The organism is Streptomyces sp. NPDC111656 (genome assembly GCF_055656965.1).
In genome coordinates, this window is record NZ_JBVKCA010000018.1 from 130,065 (window position 1) to 148,704 (window position 18,640).

An 18,640-nucleotide genomic window follows, 5' to 3' on the forward strand; every position below is an offset into this window, starting at 1 on the left:
TTCCGAATCGACCTACGCCTACTGGCGCCGCTTACGCCGAGCCGTTCTGTCCACTCGTCGCGCATCCGTCCAGCTTGGCTTCGAGGCGATCCAGCTCCTCCGGCTGTTCGAGCTGTTCATACAAGGTTGCCGATTTCTGCCACGCAGAGCGGGCAGCGGGATGATCGCCGGCGCCTTCGCATGCATCGCCCAGGTTCTCCCAGACAATTGCTTGGCGGAAGAGTTCGCCGTATGGAAGCACCTTCAGAGCCCGATGGCAGCAGCTTATCGCTTGATGAAAATCGCCTAGCCTCAGGTGTGCCAATGCCATGGTGTCCCAAGCGCCGGCTTCCACCATGGGCTGACCGATCCTTTGTGCCAACTCGATAGCGACAAGGGACCACTTGATTGCCTCTGCATGGTTCCCGAGAAGTGCATGGGTCCAGGCCATGTTGCTGAGCCCAAGTGCTTCCGAAGAACGGAGGCCGGTCTGTCGAAACAGATGTATCGACGCCTCGGCATGGCTAAGTGAGTCGTGGTATTTTCCCTGTGCCTCCAGAAGTTCACTCATCGCTGCATGAGTGAACCCCTGCTCGTTCGGATCATCCAGCTCTCGGGCGGCTGCAAAGGCCAGATCAAGATACTCACGGGCCTCGTCGAACTGTTTCAGATGTGCCAGCGCGCTGACCAGTTTACGAAGAGTGGTGATCTCCCCGAAGAGGCTGCCGTCCAGGCGTGCGGCTTCGACGGCGGTGCGCTGGGTTGCTGCCCATAGCCCCCATTGCCCTTGGCCGTACAGAAATTCGTGAAAACAGCAGGGAAGTTGCCAGGCCTGAGTGAAGAAACCAGCATCCAGGGCGTGCGGGATCACCGCAGCCAGCGTGTCGCACTCGGCCGTGAACCAGGCCAGGGCAGTGGGGCGGTCGGTGAAATGCCCCGGAACGGAGTCGGGCTGCGCCGGAGACAAGTCCAGACGGTTCTTCTTCGAGCCAAATACGTAGTCTGCGGAATAGGCGGTATGGAGATAGTGGTCGAGCATCCGCAACTGCGCGGCCTGGCGTTCGGCCGGAGTGTCGTGTATGGCGGCGAGTTCGATGGAAAATGTACGCAGGAGATGGTGCAGCCCGTAGCGGCCTGGCATCACTTCATTGAGGAGATGTGCGTCGGCGAGCTCGCCGAGCATCAGGCGGGCCCTGCCGACAGGGAGGGCTGTCAGAGCGGCGGCAGCCCCTGCCTCGATGCTGGGCCCGGGGTGCAGGGACAAAAGCCGGAACAACCGGGCCCCGTCGGGAGGCAAAAGCTGATACGAGCAGGTGAAGGCTGCACGGGCATCAGTCGTGGGATCGCTGCTGGAAAGCGCGTCCAGGCTGCGGTGAGTGTCCCGCAGTTCGGCAGCGATGGCCGCCAGCGGGAAATGTTGATGCCTTTGCGTCCGGGCGGCCACGATGGCCAGGGCCAGCGGCAGGCGTCCGCACTGCGCGATGATCTCGTCGGCGGCCTGCGGGTCGGCGGCCAGGCGCTCCGCGCCGGCCCGCAGAACCAACGACGCGTGAGCATCTGCGACAGAGGGCAGATCCAACGGCAGTGGAAGGACGCCTGCGGTCGTCAGCCCGGGTAGCGCCTTGCGGCTGGTGATGAGCGTGAGACAACCCACCTGAGAGGCCAGAAGGGGGCGTACCTGCTCGGTCTCCCAAGCGTTGTCGAGGAGGACAAGGACCCGCCGGCCGTTCAGCATGCTGCGGAACAATCCCGCCCGTGCGTCGATGCCACTGGGTATGCGCTCCGGCGGGACGCCCAGCCCTTCCAGCATGTGGCGCAGCGCTTCCAAGGGCGGCATCGGCTTTCTGGCAGGATCGAAGCCCCGCAGGTCCACGTAGAACTGGCCGTCCGGGAACTGATCCGCCACCTGAGCGGCCCATTTCACAGCGAGTGTGGTCTTCCCGACGCCGGCCATGCCGCTGATCAGAACCGCGACGGGTGTCCCCGGTCCGGCTGACACCTTGTGGGTGACCTCTCCCAGGCGGCTGAGCTCCGCCTTCCTCCCCGCGAAGGCTCCCAGTTCGGCAGGCAGTTGCGCCGGACGCACGATGACTTCCGCCAGTTGCTTCGGAGCCTCTGGTGCCTGCGATTCGTGCTCCCCACCGGAGGGTGGCGGCTGCTGACGAAGTACCTGTATGTGGGCGCTGCTCAGCTCGGGCCCTGGGGAGACGCCCAGTTGCACGAGCAGCCGGTGCCTGATCTCTTCGAAGGCCACCAGCGCCTCTGCCTGGAGCCCGGCGGCTGCCAGCGTCATGACGAGTCTGGCGTGCAACGGCTCGTTCAACGGATCCAGGGCGACGGCCCGGCGCAGCCACGGCAGGACATCGTCCGCCCGGTCGCACAGCAATGCCGCGTCGGCAGCCAACTGCGCCGTGCGCACGAGTTCGCGCTCGATGGAGCTGAAGAGGGCATGGGCCCGCACGGAAGGAGGAATCCCCATGGACACCTCTCCCTGCCACAGGCGCAGCGCCTTGATGAAGTGACTCACCGCCTCCTCGGTCCTGCCCGTGGCTACCGCTCGTGTGCCACCTTCGGTGAGACCTCGGAACTCCAGGAGGTCGCATTCCTCCTGCTCCACCTGCAGCACGTAGCCGCCCGCACGACGGATCAGTCGCCGTCCGGGCGCCCGGGGCGCAAGCTCGGGCTCCAGCAGGCGCCGTAGCCCACCGACGTAGCGACGCACCATGTTCACCGCGCTGTCCGGCGGGTCTTCTCCCCATAGCGCGTCAACGATCGTGCTCGTGCCTACGGGCCGTCCCGCTTGAGCAAGCAGCATGCTCAGCAGGGCACGCTGCTGGGGAAATCCCAGATCCAGTTCCTTGTCCTCATCCCAGGCGCGCAAGGGGCCCAGCACCTCGAACCGCATCACTACATCCAGCTCCGTATTGCTTCGTGCTGCCACAGACTCGGGAACCGCCTCAAGCGCCGACGGATGCAGCACAGCTCCCTTCGGATCAGTCTTCGCTCAGGCGGACCGAGATCCGGGTGCAGCCGCAAAGACCGGCCAGGTCAGCCGCTGGCGTGGCCTTGACAGTGGTCGACCAGGGGATCAGTAGAACGTCTCCACCTGCATAACGTCCAGTTCGTACCGCACCTTGGTCATGTCCGGTTCGTTCCCCAGTTCGTCGAGCATGTCCAGCACGAGCTGCCGGCCGGTGATGCTCGCTCTCGGGAACCCGGCAGCGGGCCCGCCGCCCCGCAGTTGCTCGACGTGGTGGGGATCGGTCCGGACACGGCGGTCGCTCTGCTGATCACGGTGGGGGACAACCCGGAGCGGCTGGACAGTGAGGCGTCCTTCACCGCGCTGTGCGGTGTCAGCCCCGTCGAGCGTTCCTCGGGTCGTCGGCAGTTCCGCCGTCTCAACCGCGGCGGCGACCGTCAGGCCAACGCCGCGCTCCACCGCATCGTGTTCACCCGCCTGCGGGTCGACCCGCGCACTCAGGGCTACTACGAGCGGCGGATCAAGGAGGGTAAGACCCGGCGTGAAATCTTCCGTTGCCTCAAACGCTACGCGGCCCGCGAGGTCTTCCACCTGGCCAAACAGCTACCGTCAGCACCCCCTCATAGGGGCTGTGTGACACGTGATGGTCACTGAGGCCCCCCACCGGGTAGGTGCTGGCAGGGGGCCTCGGCGTTCCTCAGAGGCGAGGTCCGCTCCTCGATCTTGCTGCGGCATCTGCGAACGCCTCGAGTGCCCGCAGCAGGCGGCGCCGCCGCCGCTGGGCCACCCGTTGCGGGTCGGCCCGAACGGGCGGCATGGTTGGTGCCCTGCCTCGTGGCGCCGATAGCCGTCGAGAGGGGCTTCATCGGTGTGATTTGAGGAGCCCCGTTTGATGGTGCCGACGGGGGCCTCCGTGTTCGGCGGACGGGCAAGGGAAGACCCGGCGCGAGATCATCCGCTGCCTGCAGGGGAATGTGGCTCGGGAGGTCTTCCACCTGGTCGGACAGCTACAGCCCCGGGCGGGCGCGGCCGTTCTGCAACAGGGGGAAGACATCCAGCGGCATCGGCTGAGTGGTCACGCCGACGCTGACCATGGTGCCGTGCAGACGCAGCATCCCCAGGTAGCCCTTCAGCGAGATCGGTGCGCTGACGGTGTTGAGGATGATGTCGAAGGTGTTGGCCAGGTCCGTGAACGCGGATCCGTCGCCGGTGACGGCGTAGTGGTCGGCGCCGAGGCCCGTGGCGGCTTCGCGCTTGCGGTCGGACTGCGAGAGCATGGTGACCTCGGCGCCCATGGCCTTGACCATCTTCACGCCGAGGTGTACCAGGCCGCCGAGGCCGACGACTGCGACCTTGGTGCCCGGTCCGGCGCCGTAGCGTTTGAGCGGCGCGTAGACGGTGATGCCCGCGCACAGAAGCGGTGCCGCGGCGACCGCATCGAGGCTGTCGGACACGCGGACGACGAAGTCCTCAGGTGCGACGATCGCCTCCGAGCAGCCGCCCTGGGTGTGGGCGCCGGGCTCGGCCGGGTCGGGGTTGCCGAAGACGAGGGTGTGCCCGCCCAGGCAGTACTGCTCCTGCCCGGCCCGGCAGTTCTCGCACGTACGGCAGGAGTTGACCATGCAGCCGATGCCGACGAGGTCTCCGACCTGGTGGCGGGTGACCTCGAATCTGGTCTCGGTGACCCGTCCGACGATCTCGTGGCCGGGGACGAGCGGGCTGGTCGGCAGCGGACCGAACGCGCCGCTGACGTAGTTCATGTCGGAGTGGCAGATGCCGCAGTACAGGATGCTGAGCTTGACGGGTGTGCTGCCCGAGGCAGCATGCCGGGGCACGCAGTACGACCGGTGGGGGCAGGGGCGGCTCGGGGGCCTGCCGCACCCCGTCCGGCCGCCGGACTTCACATGTCCAAAGCCCCGCACAGGTGTCACAGCACGGTCGGAGGGTGACGCTCATGTCGGCGTCGGCTGAACTCCGGTTTTGGATCACTTTCCGGAAAGTGATTCAGAACCACGATTCACTCGTCGCCGACAGACGGCTGGTTCGGACAGACCGTCTTGCTGCAATCCGTGTCCTGGGACCAGTTCCGCAAGACCACGGCCACCGAACACGCCGCGAAGAGCTGCGGCCACCTCTACCCCAGCCACTGCCTCACTATCGACAAGGCCAAGAGTCTTCTCGGCTACGCCCCCTACGAACCGGAGGCAGCGGTGCTCGAATCCGTCCGCTGGCTGATCGACCACGACGAAATGAAGGTGGACCGCACCCTCGTCGCCTGATGCGAGTCGGCGATCCACTCACCCACGCTTCGGCGTTCGCGGAATATGGGCGGATCGCCGAGACCGAGCACGCCGGGCCCACTGGCCGTCCGGCTCCTTGCGGCGCAGGGGACTTGTCGCCAGCCCCGCTGGCCAAGAGAGAGTTCGAGGTCGTCCGTGCCATGGTCGACGAAGGACTGCCGGTAAGGCGGGCCACACGCCAGCCCGCCAAGACCGGTCACGAGTGGGCGAAGAGTCAACTCATTGTCAGCCCGTCCAGGCCGCGTTGAGCGCCGGTTCGGGCGAAGCCGTCCTGGACTGATCGGGCGGTGCCGTTGTGCCGGGAGCAGTGGGACGGTTGCGCGACACCGTTCCGGACGGGGGTCTGACTCATGACACCTTTGACCGAAGTGTCTTGTGCTGGACTTGTCGACTGCCGTTGCGGGATGGTGCCTGCTGTCACCGAGCCGCAGGGCGTGTCCCCATAGGGGCCTTGCCGTCAATCAGGCGCCATCACGGTTCAGACCGCCCGACCGGGCCGGTGCCGGCCACCCAGCACGTCACCATGCGGGAGGCGGACCATCATGACACCCAGACAGCGCGGCACCCACTCCACCAGCACAGGCCCGCCCGCTTGGGGCGAGGTCGTCCTGGGGGTGGACACGCACGGCGAGGTCCATGTCGCCGCAGTGGTCTGTCCACTGGGTCAGATCCTGGGTACGAAATCCTTTCCGGCCACGGCGGTCGGATACGGGCGGCTGCTCGCCTGGGCCCGCAGGCTGGGGACGGTGCGCCGGGCGGGTGTGGAGGGCACCGGCACCTTCGGTGCGGGTCTGTCCCGCTACCTGCTGGCGCAGCACGTTCAGGTGTTCGAGGTGAACCGGCCCGACCGCTCGGCCCGTCGTCTGCTCGGGAAGTCGGACCCGCTCGATGCGCAGGCTGCTGCGCGGGCCGTGCTGAGTCGTCGCGCCCGGGCGCGGGCCAAGACCGGCGACGGTCCGGTGCAGAGCGCCCGGATGTTCAAACTCGCCAAGGACTCCGCGGTCAAGGCTCGTACCCAGGCGATCAACCAGCTCAAGGCCGTCCTGGTCGTAGCCGACCCGGCTCTGCGGGAGCGGCTGTCCGACCGGGGTAACCGTGAGCTGTTCCGCACCTGCGCGTGCCTCAGCCCGCGCGACGGCGAGGGCGACGAGGATGCCGTCGCCCAGGCCACCCGCGTCACCCTGAGGCTGCTGGCCGAGCGCATCGAGCAGCTCACGGGGCAGGTCGATGAGCTGAATCAGCGACTGACCGGGCTCGTCGAGCGCCATGCCCAGGCGAACGCCGCCCAAGGAGGGCAAGACCCGACGTGAGATCATCCGATGCCTGAAGCGATATGCCGCCCGAGAGGTTTTTCACCTGATCCGGCCCGGATCCTCACAACCCCCCTCATAGGGGCAGTGTGAGAGATGAGAGGGTCTGACGGGTGAGCGAGACACGACCGAACACCCTGCAATACCGCTTTGACGGTCCAGAAGAGGCTCCAGTCCTGATCTTGGGTCCTTCACTGGGCACCACCTGGCACATGTGGGACCGGCAGATACCGGAGCTGTCCAAGAACTGGCGGATCTTCCGGTTCGACCTGCCGGGCCACGGCGGCGCCCCCGCCTACCCGGCGGGTTCCGTGACCGAACTCGCGGGGCGGCTGCTCGCCACCCTCGACGGGCTCGGCGTGCAGCGCTTCGGATACGCGGGCTGCGCGTTCAGCGGGGCCATCGGTATCGAGCTGGCCCTGCGTCACCCGCAGCGGATCGCCTCGCTCGCCGTGATCGCCGCCTCACCCCGCTTCGGATCGGCCGACGAGTTCCGGCAGCGCGGGGTGATCGTGCGCAGCAACGGTCTCGACCCGATCGCGCGATCCTCGCCCGAGCGCTGGTTCACGACCGGTTTCGCCGCCGCGCAGCCCGCGATCACCGAGTGGGCCGTGCAGATGGTGCGCACCACCGACCCCGGCTGCTACATCGCCGCCTGCGAGGCGCTCGCCGCGTTCGACGTACGCGCCGAACTGAGCCGCATCGGCGTCCCCACCCTCGTCCTCGTCGGCTCCGACGACCAGGTCACCGGACCCGCCGAGGCCCGCACGCTGGTCGCCGGGATACCCGACGCCCGCCTCGCCGTCGTGCCCGGCGCCTCGCACCTGGTCCCCGTGGAGCAGCCGGCCGCGGTCACCGACCTGCTGATACGGCACTTCTCCACCGCCTGGCAGCCCGCCTACGACTCGACCACGGGCCAGATGGCCATCCCGGCGGCCCCGGTCAAGCCGGTGCTCGCGGCACCCCCGCATGTCGGCCCCGTCGCCGAGATCGCCCCGCCCGTCGTCCAGCCCGCGGTCCTGGGCAGGCCCGACCCCTACGACGCCGGGATCAAGGTGCGCCGCGAGGTGCTGGGCGACGCGCATGTGGACCGGGCGCTGGCCTCGGCGGACGAGTTCTCCGGGGACTTCCAGGATTTCATCACGCGCTACGCGTGGGGCGAGATCTGGGACCGACCGGGCCTCGACCGACGTTCGCGCAGTTGTGTCACGCTCACCGCGCTGGTGGCGGGCGGTCACCTCGACGAGCTGGCCTTCCACACGCGCGCGGCCCTCCGCAACGGCCTCACCCCGGACGAGATCAAGGAGGTGCTGCTCCAGGCGGCCGTCTACTGCGGTGTCCCGGCCGCCAACAGCGCCTTCAAGGTGGCGCAGCAGGTCATCCGGGAGGAGACCACCCCCCAGGAGTGATCTTGAGCCTGGTAGTGGGAGCACCTGTCTCGGCAGCCCTCCGTGGCACCGGGAGGGGGAGGATGGACCCATGAAGCTCACGAAGAAGTCGCATGCCTGCGTCCGTCTCGAGAAGGACGGGCGTGTGCTCGTCATCGACCCGGGGACGTTCACCGAGGAGGACGCGGCCGTCGGCGCGGAAGCGATCCTGGTCACGCACGAGCACCTCGACCACTTCAACGAGGACCGGCTGCGGGCCGGTCTGGAGTCCAACCCCGCGGCCGAGATCTGGACCCTGAAGTCGGTCGCGGAGAAGATCTCCGCGGCCTTCCCGGGCCGTGTACACACCGTCGGTCACGGCGACACGTTCACCGCCGCGGGCTTCGACGTCCAGGTGCACGGCGAACTGCACGCCGTGATCCACCCGGACATCCCGCGCATCACGAACGTCGGCTATCTCATCGACGGCGGCCGCGTCTTCCACCCGGGCGACGCCCTCACCGTTCCCGAGCAGCCGGTCGAGACGCTGATGCTCCCCGTCATGGCCCCGTGGAACAAGATCGCCGAGGTCATCGACTACGTCCGCGAGGTGAAGCCGCAGCGCGCGTACGACATCCACGACGCGCTCCTGACGGACCTCGCGCGCCCGATCTACGACCACCAGATCGGTTCCCTGGGCGGCTCCGAGCACCTGCGGCTCGCGCCGGGGGCGTCGGCGGAGATCTGAGCACCACCCGAGAGCAGAGGCGCCCGGCGGGCGCGGCGACCCGTTGTCGTACCCGCCCGGTAGGTTGTGAGGCATGCGCATCGCGACCTGGAACGTGAACTCGATCACCGCTCGCCTCCCGAGGCTGCTGGCCTGGCTGGAGAGCAGCGGCACGGACGTGCTGTGCCTCCAGGAGGCCAAGGTCGCCGCCGAGCAGTTCCCCGTCGACGAGCTGCGCGAGCTGGGCTATGAGGCGGCGGTCCACGCGACCGGGCGGTGGAACGGCGTGGCGGTGCTCTCCCGCGTCGGTCTGGAGGACGTGGTCAAGGGGCTGCCCGGCGACCCCGGTTACGAGGGCGTGGAGGAGCCCCGGGCCGTCTCCGCGACCTGCGGCCCGGTCCGCGTCTGGTCGGTGTACGTGCCGAACGGACGCGAGGTGGACCACCCCCACTACGCCTACAAGATCCAGTGGTTCGAGGCCCTCAAGGCCGCGGTCGCGGGCGACGCGGCGGGCAGCCGTCCCTTCGCCGTGCTGGGCGACTACAACGTGGCGCCGACGGACGACGACGTCTGGGACATCTCCCTCTTCGAGGGGGCCACCCACGTCACCCCGGCCGAGCGGGCGGCCCTCACCGCGCTGCGCGAGTCGGGCCTGTCGGACGTGGTCCCGCGGCCCCTGAAGTACGACCACCCGTTCACGTACTGGGACTACCGTCAGCTCGGCTTCCCCAAGAACCGCGGCATGCGCATCGACCTGGTCTACGGCAACGAGCCGTTCGCCAAGGCGGTCACCGACTCCTATGTGGACCGCGAGGAGCGCAAGGGCAAGGGCGCGTCGGACCACGCGCCGGTCGTGGTGGACCTCGACGTGTGAGTGCCCCCGGGGCGCGCCTGTGGTGCGACCCGGAGTGCGAATGTCACGCTGGGCGTATGAACATCCCTTTCCTGGGCACCTGGCGCAAGAAGCACAGTCCCGCCTTCGGCGTCGCGGTGTTCTCCGACGGTGATCACGACGCCGACGGCGTCGCCGAACTCCTCTCCGAGTGCGAGCTGCTGCGCTCGCAGGCCCATCAGGCGGGCGTCGAACTCGACGACTCCGTCGCCTCGTTGGAAGCGCTGGACCAGCTGCTGCCGCGCTGGCGCGACGACGAGGAGAGCCTGCCATGGCTCGGCAACGACGCGGGGCTCTATCTCGGCTCGGTCATCGTGCGCACGGTGCCCGGCGCCCGCTGGGAGGTCTGGCCCAACGGCCACCCGGCGGTGCGGCTGGCCTCCGGCCGGGAGATCGATGTCGTCGCCTCCGGCCACACCTGGGCGTCCAGCGGCGCCCCCGAACTCTCCCAGTTGTACGCCGAGGTGGCGGAGGGGTAGCCCGTCCCGCCGTGACGGCGTAAACCAGAAACTTCATAAATACGGCTAATGCCCGAAAAGTGCGTGTCGCGTATGGGGGGTCACCCTGCCCGGATAGTTTGCGGCTTCTGCGACACAGCTGAGAGTGGGTAGGGCCGGGCATGGCTGTCGATCCTCTGATCGAACTGCAGGACGTGAACAAGCACTTCGGCGAGTTGCATGTCCTCCAGGACATCAACCTCACCGTCGGCAAGGGGGAGGTGGTCGTGGTCATCGGCCCCTCGGGGTCGGGCAAGTCGACCCTGTGCAGGGCGATCAATCGGCTGGAGACCATCGAGTCCGGCGCCATCAGGCTCGAGGGCCGGCCGCTGCCGGACGAAGGCAAGGCGCTCGCCAGGCTCCGCGCCGAGGTCGGGATGGTCTTCCAATCCTTCAACCTCTTCGCCCACAAGACGATCCTGCAGAACGTCTCACTGGCCCAGATCAAGGTCCGTGGCCGCAAGAAGGAGGAGGCCGACCGGCGCTCCATGGAGCTCCTGGACCGCGTGGGCCTCGCCTCCCAGGCCCCGAAGTACCCGGCGCAGCTCTCCGGCGGCCAGCAGCAGCGCGTGGCCATCGCCCGCGCCCTCGCCATGGACCCCAAGGCCCTGCTGTTCGACGAGCCGACCTCGGCACTCGACCCCGAGATGATCAACGAGGTCCTCGAAGTCATGCGGCAGCTCGCGCGCGACGGCATGACCATGGTCGTCGTCACCCACGAGATGGGCTTCGCACGCTCCGCGGCCAACCGCGTCGTGTTCATGGCCGACGGCCGCGTCGTCGAGGACCGCACCCCCGAGGAGTTCTTCACCAACCCGCGCAGCGACCGCGCCAAGGACTTCCTCTCCAAGATCCTCAAGCACTAGGCGGGGGAGTACGACCATGATCCGTACGACGCGTACGCGCCTCGTCGTGGCCGCCCTCGTGTGCATCGCGCTGCTGACGGCCGCCTGCGGCAAGGAGGGCAGTCCGCCCACCAAGGGACCGGCCGCCGCCAAACTGCCCCACTACCAGGTGGCGGAGGACTTCGAGCTCCCCTCCTCGCCCACCTGGGAGAGGGCCAGAAAACGCGGCTACCTCAACATCGGCGTCAAGGAGGACCAGCCGTACCTGGGCGAGAAGGACCCGGCGAGCGGCACCTACTCCGGCTTCGACATCGAGATCGCCAGGATGATGTCGGCCTCGCTCGGCTTCGACCCGAGCACCATCCGTTTCAAGACGATCGCCTCGGCCAACCGCGAAACCGCCCTGCAGAACGGTCAGATCGACTTCTACGTCGGCACCTACACCATCAACGACAACCGCAAGAAGCTCGTGGGCTTCGCGGGCCCCTACTACATGGCCGGTCAGTCGCTGCTCGTACGCAAGGACGAGAAGGACATCCACGGCCCCCAGGACCTCGCCGGCAAACGCGTCTGCTCGGCGGCCGGTTCGACGCCGTACCAGCGCATCCAGACCGACTACCCGAGGGCGACGCTCGTCGCCTACGACACCTACTCGGTCTGCGTCGACAACCTGCTCACCTACCAGGTCGACGCCGTCACCACCGACGACGCGATCCTGATCGGCTACGCGGCGAAGGTGCCCGACGAACTCAAGGTCGTCGGCAAGCCGTTCTCGAAGGAGCCGTACGGCATCGGCGTGCCGCGCGACGACAACGCGCTGCGGTTCGCGCTCGACGACGCTTTGGAGGCCCGTGAGAAGAACGGCGACTGGAAGAGGGCGTACGAGGCGACGCTCGGGCTCTCCGGGGTGCCGGCGCCCACCCCGCCCGCCATCGACCGCTACCCGGCGAGCTGAGCGAGGCCGATGTGAACGTACTGATCGACAACTTCCACACCTTCGCCCAGGGATTCCTCGGCACGGTCGAACTCACTGTCTACGCGAGCGTGCTCGCCCTCGTGCTCGGCTTCCTGATGGCGTCGTTCCGGGTCGCGCCGGTCGGCTCCCTGCGAGCCTTCGGCACGGTGTGGGTGACCGTGCTGCGCAACACCCCGCTCACCCTGCTGTTCTTCGCCGTGCTGCTCGGGCTGCCCCGGTTCGGACTCGTGCTGCCCTTCAAGGTGTTCGCGATCCTGGCGCTCGGCTGCTACACCTCCGCGTTCATCTGCGAGGCGCTGCGCTCGGGCATCAACACCGTGCCCAAGGGACAGGGCGAGGCGGCCCGCAGCCTCGGCATGACCTTCAGCCAGACGCTGTCCGTGGTCGTCTTGCCGCAGGCGTTCCGGTCCGTGATCCCGCCCATCGGTTCCACGCTCATCGCCCTCGCCAAGAACTCGGCGATCGCCGGGGCGTTCAGCGTCAACGAACTGCTCGGGACCTACAAGACGCTGAGCGAGCTCGGCTACAACATCGTCTGGACCTTCGTCTGGATCGCCGTCGGCTATCTGATCATCACCCTCACCATCAGCGCGATCTTCAACTACCTCGAACAGCGCTGGGGAGTCGCCCGATGACCACCGCCCCCGAATCCACCGCCCTGTACGACGTTCCCGGACCCAGGACCCGTCAACGGCACCGGCTCTACGCGACCGTGTCCACCGCCCTGATCCTCGCCCTGGTCGGCTGGATCCTCTATCTCCTCTTCGCCACCGACCAGTTCACCTACACGAAGTGGATGCCGTTCGAGTACAAGGGCATCCAGGAGCTGCTGCTGCGGGGGCTGGGCAACACGCTGAAGGCCTTCGCGATGGCCGCGGTGCTCTCGCTGGCGCTGGGCACCGTGCTCGCGACGGGGCGCCTGTCCGACCATCGTGCGGTGCGCTGGGTCTCCGCGCTGGTCGTCGAGTTCTTCCGCGCCATGCCCGTACTGGTGATGATCTTCTTCATCTTCGTGGCGCTGAAGGTGCAGCCGCTGCCCGCGCTGGTCGCGGGGCTGACCCTCTACAACGGCTCGGTGCTCGCAGAGGTCTTCCGCTCCGGCGTCAACGCCGTCGAACGCGGCCAGCGGGAGGCCGCGTTCGCGCTCGGCATGCGCAAGACCCAGGTCATGACGTACGTCCTCGTCCCGCAGGCCGTGCGGGCCATGCTGCCCGCCATCATCAGCCAACTCGTGGTGGCCCTGAAGGACACCTCGCTCGGCTTTCTCATCACCTACGAGGAGTTTCTTCACGCCGGGAAACTGATCGCCTCGAACCTCGACTACGATTTGCCGTTCATCCCCGTGGTGATGGTGATCTCGCCGATCTACATCGGGATGTGCATGCTGCTCTCCTGGTTCGCCCAGTGGGTGTCCCGGCGGGAGCAGCGCAGTCCCAAGACCGAGGCCGTGCATGTGGCACCGGCCGAACCAGGGACGCTGCTGCCGGGTGGGGGTCCCCCCACAGCCCCGCGACTGTAGGGGGAGCAGCAGCTCACAGGGCCAGACCCGGCCGGCGCCAGCAGCCGGAGATCACTGCTCGCGCAGGGGAACGGACACGTAGGACGGGTCGTTCGCCGGTGAGGAGAAGGTCAGCTGCGCGCCGGACGGGTTGTGCTCGATGTAGAGCGGGTCGACCGTGTCGACGACCAGGGCGAGCCGATGCCCTGCCGGGACGTCGTAGGCCGTGGAGTACAGCTCCAGGTCGACGCCGATCGGCTCTCCGGGCGTCTGCCCGTGGAAGGTGTACGGCGCGTTGCTGACCAGCTTGCCGAGGCCGAGCGGGCCCACGTCGTAGAGGTAGGCGACGAGGGTGCCGCTCTCCTTGGTCGGAGTGAGCGTGGTGTGCAGCGTGGTGGTTCCGCGCACTCGCTGGACGCTCGCGTACCTCTCCGACTGCCAGACGGCCGCCCAGCGGCGCGGCAGCAGCGGGATCGACGCCATCGGGGGCACCTGGGCGATCTGGTCGAGGATGCTCGAGAGGAAGATGATCCCGCCGTCCGCGCCCGAGTCGACGTTGGTGTGGATCGTGGTGGTGCCCGCGAGGGCGATCTTCTTCCTGGTCGCGCCGACCGACTTCCAGTCGGGGTAGCCCTCGTAGGCGCCGGTGGTGCGGGGCTTGAGCTGGACGGGCTGCTCGCGGTCGATGCCGTTGTCGACGCCCCTGAGGTAGTGGTCGAACCAGCGGCCGGTGTCCGTCCACACGTCGTTGGGGAGCCCGAACAGACCGGTCACCTCGGCGGTGGCGTGGTCGCCGGGGCGGAACTCCAGGCGCTTGGGGCCGGTCAACTCCTCGTAGAACTTGGCGTACTGGTTGGGCGAGAAGATCGTGTCGCCCCAGCCGTTGGCCATGAAGACGGCCGCGCCGTTCTTGTTGAGCTGGTCGACATAGGTCTCGGGGGAACGTTTCTTCCCCCAGGCGATCATCTCCTGCTCCTTCGACAGGTTCGAGGCGAAGAAGTCCCGAAGCGTCTGCTGGAGTTCGGCGCTCGGGTGCCCGGTGATGGTCCCGGCGACGCCGAGCAGGGCGGTGGCCTGGGAGTGCTGGGTGCGGCCCGAGTAGATCGAGTCGATGAGGTCGGCCCAGCCGCTCATGGCGGAGACAGCCTTGATCCTCTTGTCGTGCGCGGCGGCGAGCAGACTGATCCCGGCGCCGTAGGAGACGCCCGCCATGCCCACCTTCTGGGCGTCGGCCGGGGTGTTCGCCAGCGCCCAGTCGATCACCTTGGAGGCGTCGGCCACGTCGGGCGGTCCCGCCACTTCTATCTCGCCGCCGGACTGCCAGAAGCCGCGCACGTTGTACGTGAGCACCACATAGCCGGAGTCGGCGAGCTTCTGGGCCTGCGCGAGGTACTCGACCTGGGGCAGGCCCCAGCTCGTCGGCATGACGAGGAGCGGGTACCTGCGGCTGCCGTCGGCGCCCGCGGGGGTGACGACATTGGCCTTGAGGACCGTGCCGCCGTCTCCGGCGATGTCGACGAAGCGGACGGGGGCCGAGGCCGCCTGGGCGGTGGGGGCGAGCCCGAGGGCGGTACCGGCGATCAGGGCTGCGGATACGGCACCGACGGCGGACGTGCGCAGGGCATGACGATGGTGTCCCACGGGCCACTCCTCACTCGTGTCAGTAGAATGTGACCCGACGGTAACCTCGCTGCCTTACCGGAAGTAACCCGTCGGTAAGTTACGCACGGGTAAAGATTGTTCGAGGGCCGTGAAATCTACGAGGCGAGGTGAAATCTACGAGGCGCGATGGGAGTTGCGGGCCGGCGCAGGTGTGGGCAGCGGGGTCTGGGCGGCCCGGGTCACATCCGCGACGAGCTCGACGACATCGGGCCCGTACGCGTGCGAGTTCACCACCTTCAGCAGCAGTACGAAGGAGTTGCCGCCGTGCTTGCGTGCCAGCCGTTCGTGGTTGCGGGCGAGATAGCGGGTCGCCGCCTGGTTGGTGATCGCGCGCTGCCCGCAGAAGAGGAAGACGGGCCGCGTCCCGCGCTCCTGTCCCGCGATCAGCCGGGCGAGGATCACGTACTCGCCCTTCCCCGACTCCACGCGGTAGCGCTCGCTGCCGATCTGGAAGGCGCCGCGGTCCGGGCCCGGTTCGGCGTCGGTGTTCACCTGGATGCCCGGGAGCAGGCTGTGAAGATGCGCGGCCATGCGCCGATTCGACGACGGCCCGCCCACGCAGAACTCGGTCCGCTCCCCGAACCCCTGCTGCGCGGCGTCGTGCGCGACGACCTGGGCGTGCGCGCCGCAGTCCTTGATCAGCGCGGCGAGTTCGAGCAGCGCGAACACGTCGTAACGCATCACCGTGAGCTCCGGGCCGCCCGCCTCGCGGTTCACCACCAGGAGCGACTCGGAGTTGTCGGGCAGCCCGAAGAACGCCTGCTTGCGCCGGAGTCTGCGCTTCCAGAGGTAGGTGCGGGCGAGCCAGCCGAGCGCGGCGCTGATGGCGGCGGCGACCACGCCGAGGACGATGTTGCGCACGTCGTCATTCATGGGCGCGCATGGTATCGGGAGTGCGGACCGGTGTTCGAGGGGGTCCTGACGGGAGGGGCACGGTGAAGTTACGCTGCGCGGACGGCTGTTGACTGGAGGTACGGATGCGTCGCCCTGTTGCGCGGAATCTGGCGGTCTTGGCGGTTTCGGCCGCGGTGGTGTCGGTCGGCGCGGCGGCGCCACCTGCCGCCGGGACGGCTTCCTCCCGTGCCACCCCGGCGAAGGTGCCGGTCGCCGTCGGCTACGGCGGTGCCGTGGCCAGCGTCGACGCCGACGCCTCCGCCGCCGGGATCGAGGTACTGAAGAAGGGCGGCAACGCGGTGGACGCGGCGGTCGCCACCGCGGCGGCCCTGGGCGTCACCGAGCCGTACTCCTCCGGCGTCGGCGGGGGCGGCTACTTCGTCTACTACGACGCCAAGTCCCGTACGGTGCATACGATCGACGGCCGTGAGACCGCGCCGCTGACCGCCGACTCGGGGCTCTTCCTGGAGAACGGCCGACCGCTGGCCTTCGCGGACGCCGTCACCAGCGGGCTGAGCGTGGGCACGCCGGGCACGCCCGCGACCTGGCAGACGGCGCTGGACAGCTGGGGCAGCAAGCGGCTCGGGAGCGTCCTGAAGCCCGCGGAGCGGATCGCACGCGACGGGTTCACGGTCGACGCGACCTTCCGCTCGCAGACCGAGTCCAACCAGGCGCGCTTCAAGAACTTCCCCGACACCGCGAAGCTGTTCCTGCCCGGCGGCTCGCTCCCCGTGGTCGGATCGATCTTCACCAACCCCGATCTCGCCAAAACCTACGAGGAGTTGGGCAAGAAGGGCGTCGGCGCGATCTACCACGGCGACCTCGGCAAGGACATCATCGCCACGGTGAACAAGCCCCCGGTGGAACCGGCTTCGGGCTACAACGCCCGCCCGGGGAAACTGTCGTCGAAGGACCTGGCGGCCTACCGGGCGAAGCGGCAGGCGCCGACGGAGACGTCGTACCGCGGCCGGAAGGTCTACTCGATCGCCCCGTCCTCCTCCGGTGGCACCACGGTCGGCGAGGCCCTCAACATCCTGGAGAAGACGGACCTTTCGAAGGCGAGCGAGGTCCAGTACCTGCACCACTACATCGAGGCCAGCCGGATCGCGTTCGCGGACCGGGGGCGCTGGGTGGGCGACCCCGCCTTCGAGGACGTCCCCACGAAGGAACTCCTCTCCCAGAAGTACGCCGATTCGCGCGCCTGCCTGATCAAGGACGACGCGGTCCTGACGAGCCCGCTCGCACCGGGCGACCCGCGCAGTCCGGCGGCCTGCGCCACCGGGGGAACGGCCGCCCCGACGACGTACGAGGGCGAGAACACCACCCATCTCACGGTGGCCGACAAGTGGGGCAACGTCGTCTCCTACACCCTCACCATCGAGCAGACCGGCGGCAGCGGGATCACCGTCCCGGGGCGCGGATTCCTCCTCAACAACGAGCTGACGGACTTCTCCTTCACCCCGGCCAACCCGGCCGTCCACGACCCGAACCTGCCCGGCCCCGGCAAGCGCCCGCGCTCGTCGATCTCCCCGACGATCGTCCTGGACCGGCACAACCAGCCCGTGGTGGCGCTCGGTTCGCCCGGCGGCGCGACCATCATCACCACCGTCCTGCAGACCCTGACGGAGTTCCTGGACCGGAGGCTGCCGCTGGTGGACGCCATCGCCGCCCCGCGCGCCAGCCAGCGCAACGCGGCCCAGACCGAACTCGAACCCGGCCTGTACGACAGCGCCCTGCGGACCCAGCTCGAAGCCCTCGGGCACTCCTTCAAGCTCAACCCCGAGATCGGCGCCGCGACAGGCGTCCAACGCCTCCCGGGCGGCCAGTGGCTGGCGGCCGCCGAGAAGGTGCGGCGCGGTGGCGGCTCGGCGATGGTGGTGCGACCGGCGTCGTAGCGAGCGGCGCCCTCGCGCTCGTCGACGTCGGCGCGCCGGTGGCGATCAGCGTGCCGTGAGGATGCGTGGACCCGTCCGGGTGATGGCCACCGTGTGTTCCGCGTGGGCCGCGCGGGAGCCGTCGTCGGTGCGCAGCGTCCAGCCGTCGGGGGCCGCGTGGAAGCCGTCGGTGCCGCCGCCGATGAGCATGGGCTCGATCGCGAGCACCATGCCGTGGCGCAGGGGGAGACCGCGGCCCGGGCGGCCCTCGTTCGGGACGGACGGGTCCTCGTGCATGCGGCGGCCCACGCCGTGGCCCCCGAAGCCGTCCGGGATGCCGTACCCCGCCGCGCGGCACACCGTGCCGACGGCGTGCGCGATGTCCCCGATGCGGTTGCCGACGACCGCCGCCTCGATGCCCGCCGCGAGGGCCCGCTCGGCGGTCTCCACGAGCCGCACGTCGGCCACGCGCGGCTCGCCCACGATGAAGCTGATCGCCGAGTCGCCGACCCAGCCGCCCAGTTCGGCCCCGAAGTCGATGGAGACCAGGTCGCCGTCCCGCAACCGGTAACCGGTCGGGATGCCGTGCACGATCGCGTCGTTCACCGAGGCGCAGATGACCGCGGGGAAGGGGGTGGGCGCGAACGAGGGCCGGTAGCCGAGGAAGGGGGAGCCGGCGCCCGCGTCGCGCAGCACCTGGTGGGCGACCTCGTCCAGCTCCAGCAACGAGACCCCCACGTCCGCGACCTTGCGCACCGCCGTGAGCGCCCGGCCCACGACCTGGCCCGCTTCGTACATCTCGTCGATCGACGTGTCCGTCTTGAGTTCCACCATGCCAA

Annotated in this window: 16 protein-coding genes and 1 pseudogene; 12 read left to right on the forward strand and 5 right to left on the reverse strand. The window is 68.6% G+C overall.

What is annotated here, in order from left to right; translation table 11 throughout:
- Window positions 1–31: 31 nt before the first annotated feature.
- On the reverse strand, window positions 32–2,959 hold the full coding sequence (locus ACZ7M3_RS39615; protein WP_472070113.1) for an AfsR/SARP family transcriptional regulator: 2,928 nt from the start codon (window positions 2,957–2,959) through the stop codon (window positions 32–34).
- A 252-nt stretch (window positions 2,960–3,211) separates the two neighbouring features.
- Between ACZ7M3_RS39615 and ACZ7M3_RS39620 the strand changes: the two are divergent.
- A pseudogene (locus ACZ7M3_RS39620) lies at window positions 3,212–3,613 on the forward strand (transposase); the annotation flags it as partial.
- Between the two features lie 353 nt (window positions 3,614–3,966).
- Here ACZ7M3_RS39620 and ACZ7M3_RS39625 read toward each other — a convergent pair.
- Window positions 3,967–4,794, reverse strand: a complete 828-nt coding sequence (locus ACZ7M3_RS39625) for an NAD(P)-dependent alcohol dehydrogenase (protein WP_472070115.1) — start codon at window positions 4,792–4,794, stop codon at window positions 3,967–3,969.
- 234 nt (window positions 4,795–5,028) lie between these two features.
- On the opposite strand from ACZ7M3_RS39625, the gene ACZ7M3_RS39630 reads away from it, so the two are divergent.
- From ACZ7M3_RS39630 to ACZ7M3_RS39675, 10 genes are all read left to right on the forward strand, one after another.
- Window positions 5,029–5,238 carry a hypothetical protein gene (locus ACZ7M3_RS39630; protein WP_472070117.1) on the forward strand — a complete coding sequence of 70 codons (210 nt, stop codon included), beginning with the start codon at window positions 5,029–5,031 and terminating at the stop codon, window positions 5,236–5,238.
- A 563-nt stretch (window positions 5,239–5,801) separates the two neighbouring features.
- Window positions 5,802–6,569 carry an IS110 family transposase gene (locus ACZ7M3_RS39635; protein WP_472070119.1) on the forward strand — a complete coding sequence of 256 codons (768 nt, stop codon included), beginning with the start codon at window positions 5,802–5,804 and terminating at the stop codon, window positions 6,567–6,569.
- Between the two features lie 113 nt (window positions 6,570–6,682).
- Window positions 6,683–7,978, forward strand: a complete 1,296-nt coding sequence (gene pcaDC / locus ACZ7M3_RS39640; protein WP_472070121.1) for a bifunctional 3-oxoadipate enol-lactonase/4-carboxymuconolactone decarboxylase PcaDC — start codon at window positions 6,683–6,685, stop codon at window positions 7,976–7,978.
- Window positions 7,979–8,048: 70 nt separating this feature from the next.
- On the forward strand, window positions 8,049–8,684 hold the full coding sequence (locus tag ACZ7M3_RS39645; protein WP_472070123.1) for an MBL fold metallo-hydrolase: 636 nt from the start codon (window positions 8,049–8,051) through the stop codon (window positions 8,682–8,684).
- A gap of 73 nt (window positions 8,685–8,757) precedes the next feature.
- A complete protein-coding gene (locus ACZ7M3_RS39650; protein ID WP_382123578.1) occupies window positions 8,758–9,537 on the forward strand; it encodes an exodeoxyribonuclease III in 780 nt (259 codons plus the stop codon).
- Between the two features lie 56 nt (window positions 9,538–9,593).
- Window positions 9,594–10,034 (forward strand): DUF6278 family protein, encoded by a 441-nt coding sequence (locus tag ACZ7M3_RS39655; protein ID WP_472070125.1) that lies wholly within the window; start codon window positions 9,594–9,596, stop codon window positions 10,032–10,034.
- Between the two features lie 140 nt (window positions 10,035–10,174).
- Complete coding sequence (locus ACZ7M3_RS39660) at window positions 10,175–10,918, forward strand: amino acid ABC transporter ATP-binding protein (protein ID WP_472070127.1); 744 nt, start codon at window positions 10,175–10,177, stop codon at window positions 10,916–10,918.
- A gap of 16 nt (window positions 10,919–10,934) precedes the next feature.
- Window positions 10,935–11,852, forward strand: a complete 918-nt coding sequence (locus ACZ7M3_RS39665; RefSeq protein WP_472070129.1) for a glutamate ABC transporter substrate-binding protein — start codon at window positions 10,935–10,937, stop codon at window positions 11,850–11,852.
- 11 nt (window positions 11,853–11,863) lie between these two features.
- On the forward strand, window positions 11,864–12,508 hold the full coding sequence (locus ACZ7M3_RS39670; RefSeq protein WP_075029639.1) for an amino acid ABC transporter permease: 645 nt from the start codon (window positions 11,864–11,866) through the stop codon (window positions 12,506–12,508).
- Window positions 12,505–13,392 (forward strand): amino acid ABC transporter permease, encoded by an 888-nt coding sequence (locus tag ACZ7M3_RS39675; protein WP_472070131.1) that lies wholly within the window; start codon window positions 12,505–12,507, stop codon window positions 13,390–13,392. Before ACZ7M3_RS39670 ends, ACZ7M3_RS39675 begins: the two co-directional genes overlap by 4 nt.
- Before the next feature lie 51 nt (window positions 13,393–13,443).
- Here the strand turns inward: ACZ7M3_RS39675 and ACZ7M3_RS39680 are convergent, their stop codons facing one another.
- Both ACZ7M3_RS39680 and ACZ7M3_RS39685 read right to left on the reverse strand, forming a co-directional pair.
- Window positions 13,444–15,012, reverse strand: coding sequence for a CocE/NonD family hydrolase (locus ACZ7M3_RS39680; RefSeq protein WP_472070133.1), 1,569 nt, complete (start codon window positions 15,010–15,012; stop codon window positions 13,444–13,446).
- 135 nt (window positions 15,013–15,147) lie between these two features.
- A complete protein-coding gene (locus ACZ7M3_RS39685; protein ID WP_472070135.1) occupies window positions 15,148–15,906 on the reverse strand; it encodes a hypothetical protein in 759 nt (252 codons plus the stop codon).
- A gap of 104 nt (window positions 15,907–16,010) precedes the next feature.
- On the opposite strand from ACZ7M3_RS39685, the gene ggt reads away from it, so the two are divergent.
- Window positions 16,011–17,822: a gamma-glutamyltransferase gene (ggt, locus tag ACZ7M3_RS39690; protein WP_472070137.1), complete on the forward strand. Its 1,812-nt coding sequence runs from the start codon at window positions 16,011–16,013 to the stop codon at window positions 17,820–17,822.
- A 45-nt stretch (window positions 17,823–17,867) separates the two neighbouring features.
- Here the strand turns inward: ggt and map are convergent, their stop codons facing one another.
- Window positions 17,868–18,635 carry a type I methionyl aminopeptidase gene (gene map, locus ACZ7M3_RS39695; protein ID WP_095851736.1) on the reverse strand — a complete coding sequence of 256 codons (768 nt, stop codon included), beginning with the start codon at window positions 18,633–18,635 and terminating at the stop codon, window positions 17,868–17,870.
- Between the last annotated feature and the right edge of the window lie 5 nt (window positions 18,636–18,640).